This window comes from Romboutsia sp. (assembly GCF_051659545.1).
In the GTDB taxonomy this organism is placed as follows: domain Bacteria; phylum Bacillota; class Clostridia; order Peptostreptococcales; family Peptostreptococcaceae; genus JBOFOR01.
The window spans coordinates 1-16,297 of sequence record NZ_JBOFOR010000248.1 but is presented as its reverse complement, the minus strand read 5'-3'; the positions used below and the strand labels follow the sequence as shown (position 1 = coordinate 16,297).

Annotated in this window: 9 protein-coding genes and 1 pseudogene; 3 read left to right on the top strand and 7 right to left on the bottom strand. The window is 30.1% G+C overall.

Going from position 1 to position 16,297, the window contains the following annotated elements; genetic code table 11:
• Positions 1-132: transposase (locus tag ACRC03_RS14210; RefSeq protein ID WP_438653242.1), on the top strand; the 132-nt coding region annotated here is incomplete at its 5' end.
• Here ACRC03_RS14210 and ACRC03_RS14205 read toward each other — a convergent pair.
• The 6 genes from ACRC03_RS14205 to ACRC03_RS14180 form a co-directional block, all read right to left on the bottom strand.
• A complete protein-coding gene (locus ACRC03_RS14205) occupies positions 125-2,278 on the bottom strand; it encodes a beta strand repeat-containing protein (protein WP_438653240.1) in 2,154 nt (717 codons plus the stop codon). The two genes, ACRC03_RS14210 and ACRC03_RS14205, sit on opposite strands and share 8 nt — an antisense overlap.
• 309 nt (positions 2,279-2,587) lie before the next feature.
• Positions 2,588-8,017, bottom strand: coding sequence for an SdrD B-like domain-containing protein (locus tag ACRC03_RS14200; RefSeq protein ID WP_438653239.1), 5,430 nt, complete (start codon positions 8,015-8,017; stop codon positions 2,588-2,590).
• Between the two features lie 138 nt (positions 8,018-8,155).
• The gene (locus tag ACRC03_RS14195) at positions 8,156-9,133 is read right to left on the bottom strand and encodes a tetratricopeptide repeat-containing glycosyltransferase family 2 protein (RefSeq protein ID WP_438653238.1); all 978 of its coding nucleotides are present in this window, start codon (positions 9,131-9,133) and stop codon (positions 8,156-8,158) included.
• Between the two features lie 86 nt (positions 9,134-9,219).
• A complete protein-coding gene (locus ACRC03_RS14190) occupies positions 9,220-10,839 on the bottom strand; it encodes a DUF11 domain-containing protein (protein WP_438653237.1) in 1,620 nt (539 codons plus the stop codon).
• A 247-nt stretch (positions 10,840-11,086) separates the two neighbouring features.
• Positions 11,087-12,373 carry a chitinase gene (locus tag ACRC03_RS14185; protein WP_438653236.1) on the bottom strand — a complete coding sequence of 429 codons (1,287 nt, stop codon included), beginning with the start codon at positions 12,371-12,373 and terminating at the stop codon, positions 11,087-11,089.
• A 277-nt stretch (positions 12,374-12,650) separates the two neighbouring features.
• The gene (locus ACRC03_RS14180) at positions 12,651-13,085 is read right to left on the bottom strand and encodes a hypothetical protein (protein WP_438653235.1); all 435 of its coding nucleotides are present in this window, start codon (positions 13,083-13,085) and stop codon (positions 12,651-12,653) included.
• A 313-nt stretch (positions 13,086-13,398) separates the two neighbouring features.
• Between ACRC03_RS14180 and ACRC03_RS14175 the strand changes: the two are divergent.
• Positions 13,399-13,563 (top strand): annotated as a pseudogene (locus ACRC03_RS14175) (UDP-galactopyranose mutase); the annotation flags it as partial.
• A gap of 264 nt (positions 13,564-13,827) precedes the next feature.
• On the opposite strand, the gene ACRC03_RS14170 reads toward ACRC03_RS14175, so the two are convergent.
• The gene (locus ACRC03_RS14170) at positions 13,828-15,003 is read right to left on the bottom strand and encodes a replication initiation protein (RefSeq protein ID WP_438653241.1); all 1,176 of its coding nucleotides are present in this window, start codon (positions 15,001-15,003) and stop codon (positions 13,828-13,830) included.
• Positions 15,004-15,599: 596 nt separating this feature from the next.
• Here ACRC03_RS14170 and ACRC03_RS14165 point away from each other — a divergent pair.
• Positions 15,600-16,019 (top strand): tetratricopeptide repeat protein, encoded by a 420-nt coding sequence (locus ACRC03_RS14165; protein WP_438653234.1) that lies wholly within the window; start codon positions 15,600-15,602, stop codon positions 16,017-16,019.
• The last annotated feature ends 278 nt before the right edge of the window (positions 16,020-16,297 follow it).

The following is a 16,297-nucleotide window of genomic DNA, read 5'->3' as shown; positions in this document are numbered from 1 at the left end:
CTACCACCATATTCTCCAGAGTTAAATCCTATAGAAAAGTACTGGGCAAAATTAAAAAAGAATTTGAAAAAAATACATAAAAATAATAAGACTCTAGAAGAGTCTATTTACCAACTTTTTAAAGTTATATGACTATAACTGTAGCATTTGGTATACTTACACCACGTACCATTACTGAATTTTGTATAAAAGTTGTTCCAACAGGTATTGTATCTACAAATGTTACGTTAGTTTGCTGGATACCTAATGTTTCTATCCATCCTAGTGTATAAGTTAGTGTATCTCCTACTGTAGCATATTGCTTATCTACTATTTTAAAAGGATTTACGCCTGGATATATAAATGTAGATACTATATTAGTATTATTTACCTTAGTTCCTGTAGTTCCGCTATCTGTATCAATATAGCTATAACTTGTTGTTCCTATATTTGTAGTAGGGTTTGGTACAGGTATTGTATTTACTGTAACTTGGAATGTCAATGTAGCACTTTGATTTACACCTAAATCAGGTATTGTTACTCCGGAAGGTGGATTTAATATACCTCCAGTTATAGTTGTTCCAGTTATATTTACAGAATCATTAATGAATGTTGTACCATTTGGAGTAGTATCTGTAAAGAATATATTATTGGCTGTTGTACTTCCAGTATTCTTAAAACCTATAGTATAGGTAAGTGTATTTCCAACAAATGCTCCTGGTGCATTAACTGATGTTGTAGGTAATATTGTTGCTGCTTTAGTTATAGTAGTGTTTACTATATTACTATTTGCATTACCAGCTGTAGTAGTTACAACACTTGGGTCAACTTGATAGGTAAATGTCGTTGTTGCAGTATTTGTAATACGATTTGGTGATGGTATTGTGTTTACAGTTACTTGGAACGTTACCGTGAAAGTAGAACCTGATGGTATTGTACCTATATTAGTACCTGGAGGTGTAGGATTTACACCAGTTTTAACTACACCATTTACAGTAAATGAATTTGCTACAAATGTTGTTCCTATTGGAATTGTGTCCCTAAAAATTACAGCATTAGCACTTGTAGTTCCTGTATTTGGAATTGTAATAGTATACGTTATTACGTCATTAATAGTTGCAAAATCCTTATCTGTAGCCTTAGTCATATTTGATAAATCAGCTCTATTTATAAAAGTATTTGCAATATTAGTGTTAGAAGAACCACTACCAACTATATTTGGAACTGTAGAATTATCTATGGTGTATTGGAAAATCATTGAAGCGTAGTTTGGTATAGGGTTAGGACTTGGTATAGTAATTACCCTGACTTGGAAAGTTACTGTTGAAGTAACTCCATTTCTTATAGGATTTGGTAGTGTTACTCCTGGAGGATTAGGACTTCCAGCAACAACAGTACTGTCTTGTCTTATTGATCCTGCCACAAGGGTAGTTCCATTTGGTATTGTGTCTATAAATCTTATATTTATAGCTGTTGTATTTCCTGTGTTTCTTATTGGAATTGTATAAGTTATAACATCATTTATATTTGTATAAGTTTTGCTTATTTTACTACTTGAAAGTACAGCTGCTAATATTGTTGTAGTAATATTATTTGAACTTGTCGGAATAGTTGATCCTGCAAAGTTAGCTATCGCAGTATTAGTAAGTGTACTAGGAGAAGGAATTGTACTATTTACTAATACTTGGAACGTAACAGTATTGACAGAACTTGGATTAAAGTCTCCAATATTCACACCTGGAGGTGCAGGATTTCCAGCTATTGTAGCTCCATTTACAGTCATACTATTAGAAATGAATGTAGTTCCATTCGGTATTGTATCCACAAATACTACATTATTCAAGGTTACAGTTGCTGTATTTGCTATTGTTACAGTATAAGTTATTGTAGACCCAACGGTAGCATAAGCTTTGTTTGTAGACTTAGTTAATGCTAAAGGAAGCGAAAAACTAAATACAACTAATCCAGAGCCCCCACCTCCAGAGACCTCTTGTGTTCTATTATCAGGAGGACATATATTAGTTCCACCTGATGCGGCTTCTCCACCACCATAAGTTGGTACTGTTGTACTAGCTAAAGTATATATTTTCCCACCTTCACCAACAATTACTGTTAGTACTTGACCAAGTGTTACAGCTAATCTTCCTTCTGAGTATCCACCAGCTCCTCCTCCTGAAGAAGTCGTTCCAGGAGAAGAACCACCGGCTGCACCCCATTCTTGTATAAATACGCTACCTACTCCAGCTGGAATAGTAAATGTTTGGTCTGCTCCGGTATAATTATATTTTATTGTAGCCAAGCTATAAATCTCCTTTCTATATATATTACATATCTTGAATAAATATATTTTTATTTAAATTAGCACATTAAAGTACCTAACATTATAGTATGATTTTATTGATTTTATTGTTATTATTATATGATTTTGAATCTATTTAAATATTTTAAACCTAGTAAATGCATAAAAAGTTTCTCGTAAAACCTATCACATCAATATAATAGTCTTTAGTGTGACTTTCATGAATAGGATTGTTATAGTTAAAGTAAAATAGCCCTAGAAAGTATCAATATTTAATATACTTCCTAGGGCTTTAATCATATTAATTTACTAACAAATAATTTGAACTTGGAAAAATACTACCGAAGTATCTCCTGCCTGTATAGTTCCAATATTCACATTGGCTGGAGTTCCTCCAACTGGATTTCCATCAACAGTAAGAGAATTATTTACATAAATTGTTCCAGTTGGTATTGTATCACGTAAAACTACGTTAAAAGCATCTACATTTCCACTGTTTGGAATAGATATTGTATATGTTACAATATCTCCACATTGTCCATACTGTTTATCTGTAAATTTTACTATTTTTCCTAAATCAGCATGGTTTACTGTAGTCTCTACTGTATTTGTATTATTAACACCACTTGAAGTCGTTAATAGTGTAGGATCAACTATAAAATTATATCCAACTGTTCCTGTATTAGGTATAGGATTTATGGTTGGAAGTGTATTTACTACTACTTTAAATGTTACAGTTGAAGTTCCTCCTATCGGTATAGTTCCTATAGTCACACCAGGAGGATTTGGAGATACTCCACTTATTGGCAATCCTTTTACTGTTACTGAATTTAAAACAAATGTTGTACCATCAGGTACTGTATCTACAAATACTACATTATTAGCCGTTGTATTTCCGCTATTTACTATAGTAATAGTATAAGTTAAAGTAGTTCCTATATTAGCAAATATTTTATCTACAGCCTTAGTAGTGTTACTTAAATTAGCAAAATTAACTTTGCTAGTTACTGTATTTGTATTTGAACTAATATTATTAACCGTTCCTTGAACAGGGTCTACTATATAATCACCAGTTATATTTCCGGTATTAGGAATAGAATTAGGCGATGGAATAGTATCCACTGAAACTTTAAATATTATTGTAGTAACTGCCCCAGCAGATATTGTTCCTATATCAGCACCTGTTGGTGCATCTGGATTTTCATTTGGTAAAGTTATTCCATCTAGTATAAGGGAACCATCAATAAATGAAGTTCCATTTGGTATTGTATCTAAGAATACTACATTCTCAGCAGTTATATTTCCAGTATTTGCAAGAGTTATAGTATAAGTTAATGTATCTCCTACTGTTGTAAAATTTTTATCTACACTCTTAGTTACTCCTTGCAATCTAGCTAAGTTTATTTGAGTATTTACTATATTTGATACATCACTTTGTTTTCCTACCACTAAAGTAGAACTGTATATAACAGTAGTATCATTTGGCACAGGATTTATAGTTGGTAATGTGTTTACTGTTACCTTAAATGATACTGTCACTAGTTGACTCGCTGCTAATGTTAATGTGTTTATTCCGTTTGGTGCAGTGACTGTAGCACCTGGTTTAGCTACTCCATTTACTGTTACTGAATTGGCTACAAATGTTGTTCCCGTTGGGATTGTATCGACAAATGTTACATTAGTCTCTTGTACTCCTAATGAATTCACCCATCCTAGTATATAAGTTAAGGTATCTCCTACTGTAGCATATTGTTTATCTACAAATTTAAATGGATTATTATCTGGATATACAAATGCTGATGCTATATTTGAATTAGAGGTATTAGTTTTACTTGTTCCAAGTGTTGGATCTGCAATATAGCTATAAGTTGCAACACCTATATTAGGAGTTGGGTTAGGACTTGGAACAGTGTCTATAGTCACTCTGAATGTTACTGTAGCACTTTGATTTATACCTAAGTTTGGTATAGTTACTCCAGGTGGTGGGCTTAGCGTTCCTCCTGTTATAGTTACTCCATTTACTTTTACTGAATTTGTTACAAATGTTGTTCCATTTGGACTTGTATCACTAAAGAATATATTAGTAGCAGTAGTATTTCCTGTATTTTTTAATCCAACAGTATAGGTTAAGATATCACCAACAAATCCAGCACCTGGAAGTACTGTTTTAGCAGGGGATATTATTGCTGAGTTTATCTTAGTTGTAACTGTATTAGTATTATTTCCACCACTACTTCCAGTAGTTCCAAGGCTTGGGTCTACTATAAAATTGTATCCAACTGTTCCTGTGTTAGGAATAGAGTTTGGAGCTGGTATAGTAGTTCCTGTTTGAACTTTAAATGTTATTGTAGTTGTAGCTCCTACTGGTATACTTCCAACACTAAGACCTGTTGGAGGAGCTACTGTAGCACCACTTTGAGTTACGCCATTCACTGTGGCAGAATTTGGTACAAATGTTGTTCCTGTTGGAATGGTATCTTTAAATATTACATTATTAGCAGTAGTACTTCCATTGTTTGTCATTGATATTGTATAAGTTAAAGTATCAGTAGTTCCAGCACTAGTTTTATCTACACTCTTAGTTATATTTTGAAGCCTCGCAGTACTTATCGTAGTACTTACTACATTTGTTATATTACTTCTTCTAGGGTTTACTGCTAATGTAGTAGTATATATAAATGTTGCCACATTTGGTGTAGGATTCGGACTAGGAATTGTATTTACTGTTACTTTGAAAGTTATGGTAATTGTGGTATTTTGATTTAAAGTACCTGCAGCATAACCAGTTGGTGGAGATGGATTTGCCCCAACAACAACTACTCCATTTTTAGTTAATGAATTTGCTATAAATGTTGTTCCATTCGGAATTGTATCTATAAATGTTAATAATGTTTGATTTACATTTAATACATTTCTCCATACTGCGGTATAAGTTATAATATCTCCTACTTTTGCATATATTTTATCTACACTCTTAGTAGGTGATGAGTCTGGATTTATAAATGTTGATACTGTATTTGTACTAAGATTTTGATTTACAATAGTACCTGTTGATGGATCTATTATAAAGTCATAATTTAAAAGACCTGTATTTGGTGTTGGATTTGGCGTTGGAACACTTGTTGCAGTTACTTGGAATGTTAAAGTAGTTGTTTGATTTAATCCTAAGCTTGGGAGTGTCATTCCGCTTGGTGGAGCAGGGTTTGCCCCTGGTACAGTTGAGCTATTAACTACTACTGAATTTGGTATAAATATTGTTCCACCTGGGATGGTATCTTTAAATATCATATTAATAGCCGTAGTATTTCCTGTATTCTTTAAAACTACAGTATATACAATGGTGTCCCCAACAATTACATTGGTTGAATTTACTGATTTTACCGTACTAATTATCGGGCTATTAATTCTTGTTGTTACAATGTTACTATTTGCACTTCCAGCGGTTGTTGCAGGAAGACTTGGGTTTACTTTATAGGTAAAAGTAGTGTTAGCAGAGTTTGGAATAGGGTTTGGTGTTGGTATTGACGTTACTGTTACTTTAAATGTTACCGTGAAAATACCACCAGCTGGTATAGTTCCTATATTAACTCCTGGAGGTACTGGACTTTGACCTATTTTAGTTATACCATTTACTGTAAATGAATTAGTCACAAAAGTTGTTCCGCTAGGTATCGTATCTTTAAACATTACAGCATCTGCACTAACTGTTCCTGTATTTGGGATAGATATCGTATAAGTCAATATATCTCCAGCTACTGCAAAATTTTTATCCACACTTTTGGATATTAAACCAAGCTCTGCTTTATTAACTTGTGTTATTACTGTGTTTGAATTCGTACTATCTGTTTTTGTTGTAGGAATTGAAGGATTTCCTATAAAAGTGAAACTACTCGAAGCATTGTTAGGTATCGTGCTAGGACTTGGTATAGTAATTATAGTTACTTTAAATGTAACTGTTGATGTTTTACCTGGTCCTATAGGATTTGGAATACTTATTCCTGGAGGATTAGGACTTCCTACTATAGCCGTAATATCTTGTTTTAATGAATTAGCTGTAAATGTTGTTCCATTTGGAATAGTATCTACAAACAATATATTACTTGCTGTTGTATTACCTGTATTTTTAATGGCTATAGTGTAAGTTAATATTGTTCCAGTAGTACCAAAGGTATTGTCTACTGTTTTAGATGATGTTAAAGTAGCATAAGCTATAGTAGTAGTTGCTGTATTAGAAATAATAGCAGTTCCAGGTATTGTTCCATAAAATGGATCAAAATAGTCATAAGATAATCCTGCATTATTAGGTGTTGGATTAGGTGTTGGAACTGATTCGACTGTTACATTAAAGGTAAGTGTGTGAGTTCCTACGCTCAAATCAGGGAGAGTTACTCCTGGTGGATTTGGAGAGCCTACTACAGGATTTCCATCAAGATTTATACTTCCATCTATAAAACTTGTTCCATTAGGAATAGTATCTACAAATACTACATTAACTGCAGTATTTGCTCCCATATACTTAATCCCAACAGTATAATTTATAGTATCTCCAACACCAACTAATGGAGTTGAACTTTTTGTTAATCCAAGTAATGGTGAGCTTGCACATCTAGCACCATCTAAGTTACTTCCCGGTGCTTGACCTGTAAAAACTAAATTGTTTGTTACGGTATTTCCAACTATCGTATATTCGTACGTTATTCCAGTATTAGTTATTCCAAATAAATTATTTGGTGGTGCAAAGAAGTTAGCCAATATATTAACTACTGGTGAAGGCGTTGTACTAAGAGTTTGAACATTACCTGTTATAGGGTCTATTTTTAACATTCCACCAGTTGAGTTATCTACTGCATATAATTGTCCATCAAAAGGACTAAAAGCCCAATCTGTTGTATTCATACCTATGCTTAAAGCTGTTCCATAAGGTGCTGTATCTATAGCAAATCCATTTGCTGGATCTACTAATAATCCATACGTTGGTCTATTTGAATCTACATCTATTACATAAAACCTAATTGCACCCGTAAATGGAGAGTTTCCTTGATATATATATAAATAACCATTTCTATTTACATCACCACATGCATAGTTATATCCTACTGCACCAGGATCAAGTGGTAATGGAAAATTTGGTACCGTCGGCAATGATAATACGGTTCTATCAGGTGCTATACGAATTATTCTATTAGTCGTAGTATTTAAACCCCATATAAATCCATCTATATTATTGTATCCTATAGAGTTCATCGATGTTGCAGGTGTAAATCCGCCTAGATTAAGAGTTTGACCATTAACTAAGTCTACTCTATATAAATTGCAAACTCCACCTGGAGTTACAGCTGCAGTTTGCCATCCATATGTTGTACATTCAAATGCTGTTCTGTTATCATGGCCAAAGTTATTGTTAGCTATGGTAGTGCCTGCAGTAATATTTGCAGCTGTTATTGTTACAGTTAATTGTCTTCGTGTAGTAGAATCTGTAAATCCACTTGGTTGAGTAAATTTAGATGGTGGACAAATATCTCCAGCAGGATTTGTTACAGTTTCATATACTGTATATGTTCCTGCCGTATTTATACTAAAACTATAATTCCCACTACCATCTGTTTGTGTATTTATACAAGTTGCGGCGATTGTATCATTCAGAACTACATAAGCACCGGAAATACCAGGCTCGCCAACATTGTATATTCCATCACTGTTTAAGTCATTAAAGACTATACCAGATATAGTTGCTGCCAATTTAATCACTCCCATGAAGAATTATTAAGATGTATCTTTATTTAAAATACTCTTAATGCTCTAGTGTATTCAAATTTTCTAAAAATGACATACAAGTGCTAAAAAGTATATTATAAATACGTTCCAGTACTTATATATTTAATTTGAAACTTCTTTTTCTAATACAGTTATAAGCTCCTTTATATCATTCAGTTCATCATGCCTTACAACAGGATATCTTTCTGGTTTATCTTGTAAATAATCATATATTCTTAAACTTAATAAAGCCTTACTATAATTTCTAATTTGAATATAACTTGCTGCTCTTGTAAAATATATACATTTAAAATCTACAAACTGTTTTAATATCTCATCACAGTACTGTATACATTCTTTATATTGATTATTTGAAAATAAAGAATCTACGAGCCTTTGTGCTAATTGAGTAAAATATGGTTCGCTTTTATCTGCTATATAATAACCTTTTCTAAATATTTCTGACGCTGTATTATGATCATTTACCCTAGTATACTCAGCCCCTAAATGAAAATAATACATTCCATCCCTTTTATCTTCATCTACTAAATTTAGAATTTTCAAATTTCTATCTCTCTTTTTAACTTCTAATTCTTTGTCATTACCATATCCATAATGAATAAAATTTATATGAGCTCTTAGTACTTCTAAATTTTTATTATCTAAATACATCTGTTCATGAATAATACCTTTATATCTATATTCTGGTTTGTTTTTAAATAATCTTAGATGTATAGATGCATAGCTCTCTACCCCATTTATTATATTTACTATATCTATTCCAAAGGCTTCTTGAGTATCATCTGTTACTATCTCCCTTAACTTACCTTTGCTATTTTCAGCTAGTACTTCATCACAATCAATTACCAATATCCATTCATGAGTTGCCATATCTAAAGATTTATTTCTAGCTGCACTAAAGTCGTTATCCCATTTTCTAAAAAATACCTTCGCTCCATATGATTTTGCTACTTCTATAGTTTTATCGCTTGATCCAGTATCTACAAGTATAATTTCATCAACTACATCGGCTATACTTTTTAGGCACGAATCTATATTTTTTTCTTCATTTCTAGCTATTATACACGCACTAATCCCCATGTTAACACTCCTTCGAAATATTAATTTATATGTTAGTTCTAATTATTATATTTATTGAGGTTTTATTCTGAGAATATTATCTTATATTAACAAGATAATATTTTTGCTGCTATTAATATAGTTGCATTGTTGAATACTTCTTTCGAATTTATTAAGTTGTAAGAAATATCTTCTACTATACCTTCAACTTCTATATTGCTGCCTAATACATAATCTAATGGTAGAATTAAAAATTGGCTAAAAAGCGTTTTGAACTCAATCGCAAGTACTGATTGAGTTGGTTCATTTGCTGTATATTCAATTGTCGTTTTTAGTACACCTTTCACTATTAGTTTATATTTATTTAGTTTTTGACCTTCATTGGATGTATACTCTTGAGTTTCTATAACATTAGATGTTGATATTTCAATTTTACCTTCAATATGGTTTATAGATTCTATTTCACACATGTATTCTGGAATTTTAAAGTATTTGTCTATACTTGCTTGTTTAAATGTTGACATATTCATATCAATTACTGAATTCGCTTCTTCTTTATCTAAACTCTCAATAGTACCACTACATCCACCTGGCAGTATATATTTGCAATCTACATGTGCTATGTTTAATATTTTAGCTTTGCAATTTGAGGAAATTACTTTTACTTGATATGTTATTATTACAATATTCGCCGCTCTAATTATAGGCATTTTTATACCTCTAATCAAATCATCTTTAGCTAGATCAATAGATATATTATCTACCATAAAGCTTTGTTTTATTAATGATACAGTAGATGATATATCATCTTTAAATACCACACCTACAAGGTCAATATCTCCATCATTTATAATTTGAATTTTATAGTTTATTGTATCACCTATTGATACTACTTTCTTATCAGCAGTTTTTATAACTTTAACGCTCGGGTTTTTAACATATATATTACTTATATTACTTTGAACATAGTCTTGTCTTGCTGGCAAATCAGAACTAATGATATAGCTATATTCTGCGAATGATTTATTTGATATTATACCATTAGATGGCTTGGATACTATTTTTGCTTCAAAAGTTATAGTCTTAATACTATTTGGATGTATTGTTCCTACGTTAACTCCAGCTCTTATATCCTCATCACTCTTTACATTATCTATTTTTACTGAATCTTTAATAAAGCTTAAATCTGATGTTAATGTATCTGTTACAGTTACATTATCTAACTGAATAGAATTCTTGTTAGTAGCAATTAACATATAGGTTATTATATCTCCTACTGCTGCTTCATTTATATTGCATGTTTGTGATGCCGATGATTTTGATAAATCTAACTTAGTGCATAATAGTGAATATATTTTTACTGTATTTGATAAGATATTTGCATGGATAGGTTCTTGTATTGGACTTTGACTATCAAAACTTAAAGTAGCAGTATTATTTATGATTGTATCACAACAATATACAAATTCTTTAAATGTTACTGTAGAGATACTACCTGATGGCATTCTTCCAATAGAAATTCCTGCTATAGGGTCTTGTGACACTTGAGTTACTCCATTTAATGTTATTGAATCTGGTATGAATATAGTACATCTTGTATTAGGTTCATCCGTTAATACTATGTTACTCATTTCATCCCCATCGGTATTATCAATTACAATAGTATAAGTAATTACATCTCCCCTATTTACATATTTTACATTTGATGATTTAATCAGTTTAGTCATTTATTTCACCTCAGTTTTAAATTAGCAGTTTTATGCCTACTAATTTCATACTATGATAAAATAAGACTTGCAGTGATTATAGTGGTACCAATAATTTCTAAATTTTAGAACTGTTTTTTTAAAGTTTAAAACTTGTTATATTAATGTATATTTAGTATAGATATGATTAATATTATAAATCTCTTAGCATAAGAAAATAGAGTGTTGTATATTTACATTTATATAACAACGCTCTATTTTTTATGCTTTACTCACAACATAATTTATTATATTCATTAAATATTTCAGAAAACTCATTATCTTTTTGTGGTATACCACTTATAGATGGATAATCTCTATTAGCTGACCACATAGAGATTAATCCTATCATATTTTTCTTTGCAAATACTAATGTTTCATTAGCATCACTTTGCATAAAAATTTCACTAACAACGTCATTTTTTCCAATCATAGGTGTAGTTCCTATCATCGCCCAAAGTTCGGCTTCACTCTTGCTACATTTATATAAAGTATTTAGTTGGTCTTTTAATGCTTTTATTGCTTGTATTCCATACATACCCATTTTACCTTTAGGATCTGGAACTACCCCCTCTCCATAATCCATAGTCATCGCATTTACTCCACTGATTTCTACACCTTCATCTAAAGCTAACTGTAAAATTCTTATTCCATCTACAGTCAATCCTGTTGGTAATATAGGAAGTGTAAACCAAACAGATATATTTTCACCTTCAGATTTATAAAAATCTTGTAGCATTTTTATTGCCTTACTATTTTTAATATTATCATTTTTATATGCTACATCTATCCAAATGCCTTCTATATCAAAATCAATTCTTGTTAATTTATATCCCTGTGTAAATAGTTTATATTGTTTAAATAATGATTCTACATTTGGAGCTGTTACATGTATAGGAGTATTAGAACCTCCTCCAAAAGAAACAGATACATCTCCACCCATTTCACGAATTTTTTTAATTTGATCATTTAATGGTCCTTGTTCTGCTGAATAATAAGTCCCCCAAGTTGGTTTACATACTGTAGGGCTTTGAGATACTATAAATCCTAAGTTATAAGCAGGAACTTTTGTTTTTTCAGAAATTTCTGCTAATTTAAGTGGTGGCCATGCTGTAACATCTACATATGGTGCAAATGCTTTTTTAGGCCATAATATTCCTTTACCTACATCAACTGCTGAATAATCTGGATATATTACTGGTATCTCTTTTAATTGATTTGCTTCTTCTAAACTTCCTGTCAAGTCTGAAGATATCAAAGAGCTACTACGAGCATTTATTAATGGGGTTCCATTACTAGCCACTACTGGTATCCAATTTAAGTACGTATTCTTTAAACATCTTATATAATAAACTTGTTCTTTGAAAACATATTTTAATATTACTGTATCTGGACAATCGCAATTGTCCTTGCAATACCAGTTTTTAAAGCAATAATTATCATCACTTATCTGGTATTTATTATTTTCACATTTAGCATCATGCCAGTTAACATCTACGTATTTAATACAATTCATACATATTCCCCCTAATCTATTCAATCTATTTATAATATATATATTCTAATTTAATATCTACATTTTCTCTATATCGTGACACCTACACTTTAAATAGTTAACTGTAATTAGCTTATCAAAATCATGTAGATTATTTAATAAAATATATATATTGACAATATTTATAAAGTGTTACATTGTTAGCATCAAAGAATATCTTAAAAAACAAAATTAAACATGCTAAAAATCTCACATTAAGTGGTTAATTTTAGCATGTTTACATATAAATAATGTCGTTCTAGCAATATTTATGTGTACACTTACATACACAATCTGGTTTACATAGTGAATTTACATTGGCTGCTTTATAACATTCTGTAGCTTTGCATGCATAGAAATTAGATAAGTTTAATAAATTTTCTACCTCTGCTTCTAATTTGCAAGTTTTATCCCATGCAATACGAGCTTGAGATAATAATAATTTTACTTGTTTTTCTAATTCTCTAGCTTGTATTTCTAATTGTTTTGCTTCACAAGATGTACGCTTAGCATCCTCTTGAACACATTGTGCTCTAACATGTAGTTCATCTGCTTTTGCTTTGTATTTTTCACATTCACTTTCACATTCATTTTCGTATTGCTCATAACAGCATCTAGTTTCATTACTCTGACACACATTATTACAAGTATTGTAGCAAGAAGTATTACATGTTGATTTACAATTTTCACTCATTTTATCTACATCCTTATATATATATTTGTATTGGAGCAATACGATTCTAATTATTTTAGATTTGTAAGCTCCTATATATTTATATATGTCATTTTTTTAATAGGTGACACACAAAATTGAATTTAATTTTAGTGTATCACCTATCTTTTAACTTAGATTTTATAACTAAATGCAACACATTAAAAATATAGAAATACTCATTACAATTTAATTATCATTTCCGTCACCAATTAATATTGTATCTAATTCATGTATTTTTAAGTCCATAAAAGAATATACTGAAAAACAATGAGGATGCCTAGCAACATATTTATCTGCATCTATAATAAATATGTTGCCTCTGAGATTTTCCTATGATAACAACTATTTTAATGACTTGTATCAATGTATTACTATATATTACTATAATAAAATTGTAGATAAAATGCTCGAAGACTGTGACTTAAAATTAAATATGAATTCATTTGAATATAGATAAAGTCTAAAAATAAAGCTAAAAATATATTATTTGCAGGTATGATTGATGAGTTTTATGACTATAGATATAGAGGCTCTTTAGATAAATTTCCATATAAAACACAAAAGGCAATCCTTCTAGGGATTACCTTTTTGTATTTTATATAATTCTGTTTGTATATTACCCACCGTATCTTATTCTTAAATATATTCTAGGGCTCTTCAAAGCACCCTCTAAGGCATTTGTTGTTGTCTCTTGATGTTTCTATCATGATTAGTTATATTTTCACTCTTGCTGCCACCAATACATTTGAATTTCTTTTTGATGTTCTTCTTCTTCTTTCCGTTCATTTTTGTAATATTCAATGCGATTTAAGAGAGCTCCTTTGAAATACTGATAAGATCTTGTTTCTATCGTTTCAACATCATCTTTTTCAAAAGTTATAGCTACTGCATCTTCAAATGAATCTAAGTTAATTTTCTCTTTAAAATTATATCCACTAAAATCTTTTTTAAATAATCTCATAGTCCCTTTTGAAAATACATCTTCATCTGGTATAAAAAATAAACTTTCTTCTTCCTTATGAGATTGTTTCTTTTGGTTAGTAACTATTAGTTCTTGCTTATTTATATCTATCTTGTTTTTAGTTAATATTTCTATACTTTCATTTAATAAACTTTGTGAACTGTCAGATGTCGATGTTTCATAAAATTCATTAATTGTATCTGTTTGATCTATATTTTTCTTATCGAAATATCTTCGTTTATCCAAATCTTGTACTAAAAAGTCTAGTGAGTCTACTTTTCGACCAATTTTATTTTCTTTAAAGTCTATTACAAAATACCCAGTTTGATTTAATTCTTTAACCGCAGGAATTATAATTCTCCTCTTAAAATTACCATATTCTGGATAGTTATCTTCGAGTTGAAGATACATTTTTAAATCTGCCACAGTGTAATTTATAACATTTTTCGTTCCGCTCCATAGCCTAAGCAAATCATATAATCTTTGGGCGTAGTAATTTTTCATACTAAATAAAACTGCTAAATTTGCAGGTGTATAACCAGTTTGCAAGTAGGTATTCAATAAGTCATATATCTTTTGAGACGCCTCTATCTTAAAAATACTTGTTTCAACATCAAAGGTAAATCCATTTAAAAATCCGTATTCTCCCCATATTATACCTTTTCCATTTTTCTTTTCCTCCATGAAGAAAATACTCTTTTTTCTAAGGCTACTTAAAGAATTTGAGATACTTTTTACGGTTCTGTCTTTTGTATGTTTTATTACTTGCCTAAATTCCTCATGTGATATTTCACAGCTTAATACCCCTTCACTTTCTCTTTGGAGCTTATACATCATCAATAAAAAAATTCTGTTTTCAACCAAGCTTAAACTATATTTTGCTTGTATTAAAACATTGTTTTTCATAAGTATCTTTGGATTTTCTATATCCATCATATCATGCACTAGTTATCACCTACTTTTTTAGTTTTATTGTTTATCCGATCTAGTCTTTAAAAATTTATTTATATATATAATGACTTATTAACTTTAAAATGTCAATATATTTTTCTAGACACAACATTGTGTTTTCCAAAGTGACATAGTTAAATTTCTAATCTGACATGTTAGGTTTCCAAAGTGACATATTAAATTTCCAATTTGACACAATTAGATTTCCAAAGTGACATATTAAATTTCCAAAGTGACATATTAAATTTCCAATCTGACATATTAAATTTCCAATCTGACATGTTTAGCTTAAATAAACTTAGTTATTTCAACACGTTAACATTGGTCTAAATACTATTAAATACTATTAAATATTTATAAATAAAGAGTAAAGACTAGTAAAGATGTCTCATCTGACCTTTACTAAACTCTTAAAAAGAAAATTAAACCCACTTTGTTAAATTACTTTTTTATTTAGTTAATAAAATTACTTAAATATGGTAAGTATAAAATCAAATATTAAAAACTAAACTTATTTTAAGAAAAATATTAAAAAAGATAACTAGTTAGAAATAAAAAAATTGTGAAAGGATTTAAATCTATTGAAAATCAAAGATGATAAAAAAGATGCAGTATATTATTTAAACTTAGGATCAGAGTATATTAGGCTAGGTGATTATGAAAATGCAACAACCTTATTTGCTCATGCCTATAAAGAAACTAATAAATCTGAAAATTGTTTTATTCAACTAGCGTATAAAACAGCCGATGCCTTTTTTTGTAATAAAGAATATGTAAAATGTATAGCATATTGCAATGATATTATAAAAAACTTTGCGGATTTCAAAAGGATATATTTTTTAAAGGGATTTAGTCATATGCAATTAAGGGAATATCCAGAGGCGTTAAATAGTTTTAGAAATTACAAAAACGCTTCAGCCAATTCTAAATATTCAGACATTAAGTATGAAGATATAAATGATATAGATAAACTCATAAATGTTTTAGAAAATATTAAATAATTATTTACGTAAACATTTACATTTATATAATATTTAAAAAATATATTAAACACATATAAAATACATGATTTTAATACCAAGCCCTCATACATACATATATGAAGACTTGGTATTAAAAAAGTAAAATATATTATGCATCTTTTACCTAATAAGGCGAAATTCCTCTTCCTCACCGTAGGAGGTGGAGGATGTAAGCCTACCGTTAGGTTATTTTTGATTTTCATAAAAAGATGTTATATAATAGAGTCAGTAGTAAATAATAATAAGGAGATAAAACA

What these genes read in the sequence shown, in the direction of transcription:
- ACRC03_RS14195 (WP_438653238.1), bottom strand. Translation starts at nt 9,133, where the DNA reads ATGGGGATTAGTGCGTGTATAATAGCTAGAAATGAAGAAAAAAATATA.
- ACRC03_RS14190 (WP_438653237.1), bottom strand. Translation starts at nt 10,839, where the DNA reads ATGACTAAACTGATTAAATCATCAAATGTAAAATATGTAAATAGGGGA.
- ACRC03_RS14185 (WP_438653236.1), bottom strand. Translation starts at nt 12,373, where the DNA reads ATGAATTGTATTAAATACGTAGATGTTAACTGGCATGATGCTAAATGT.
- ACRC03_RS14180 (WP_438653235.1), bottom strand. Translation starts at nt 13,085, where the DNA reads ATGAGTGAAAATTGTAAATCAACATGTAATACTTCTTGCTACAATACT.
- ACRC03_RS14170 (WP_438653241.1), bottom strand. Translation starts at nt 15,003, where the DNA reads ATGATGGATATAGAAAATCCAAAGATACTTATGAAAAACAATGTTTTA.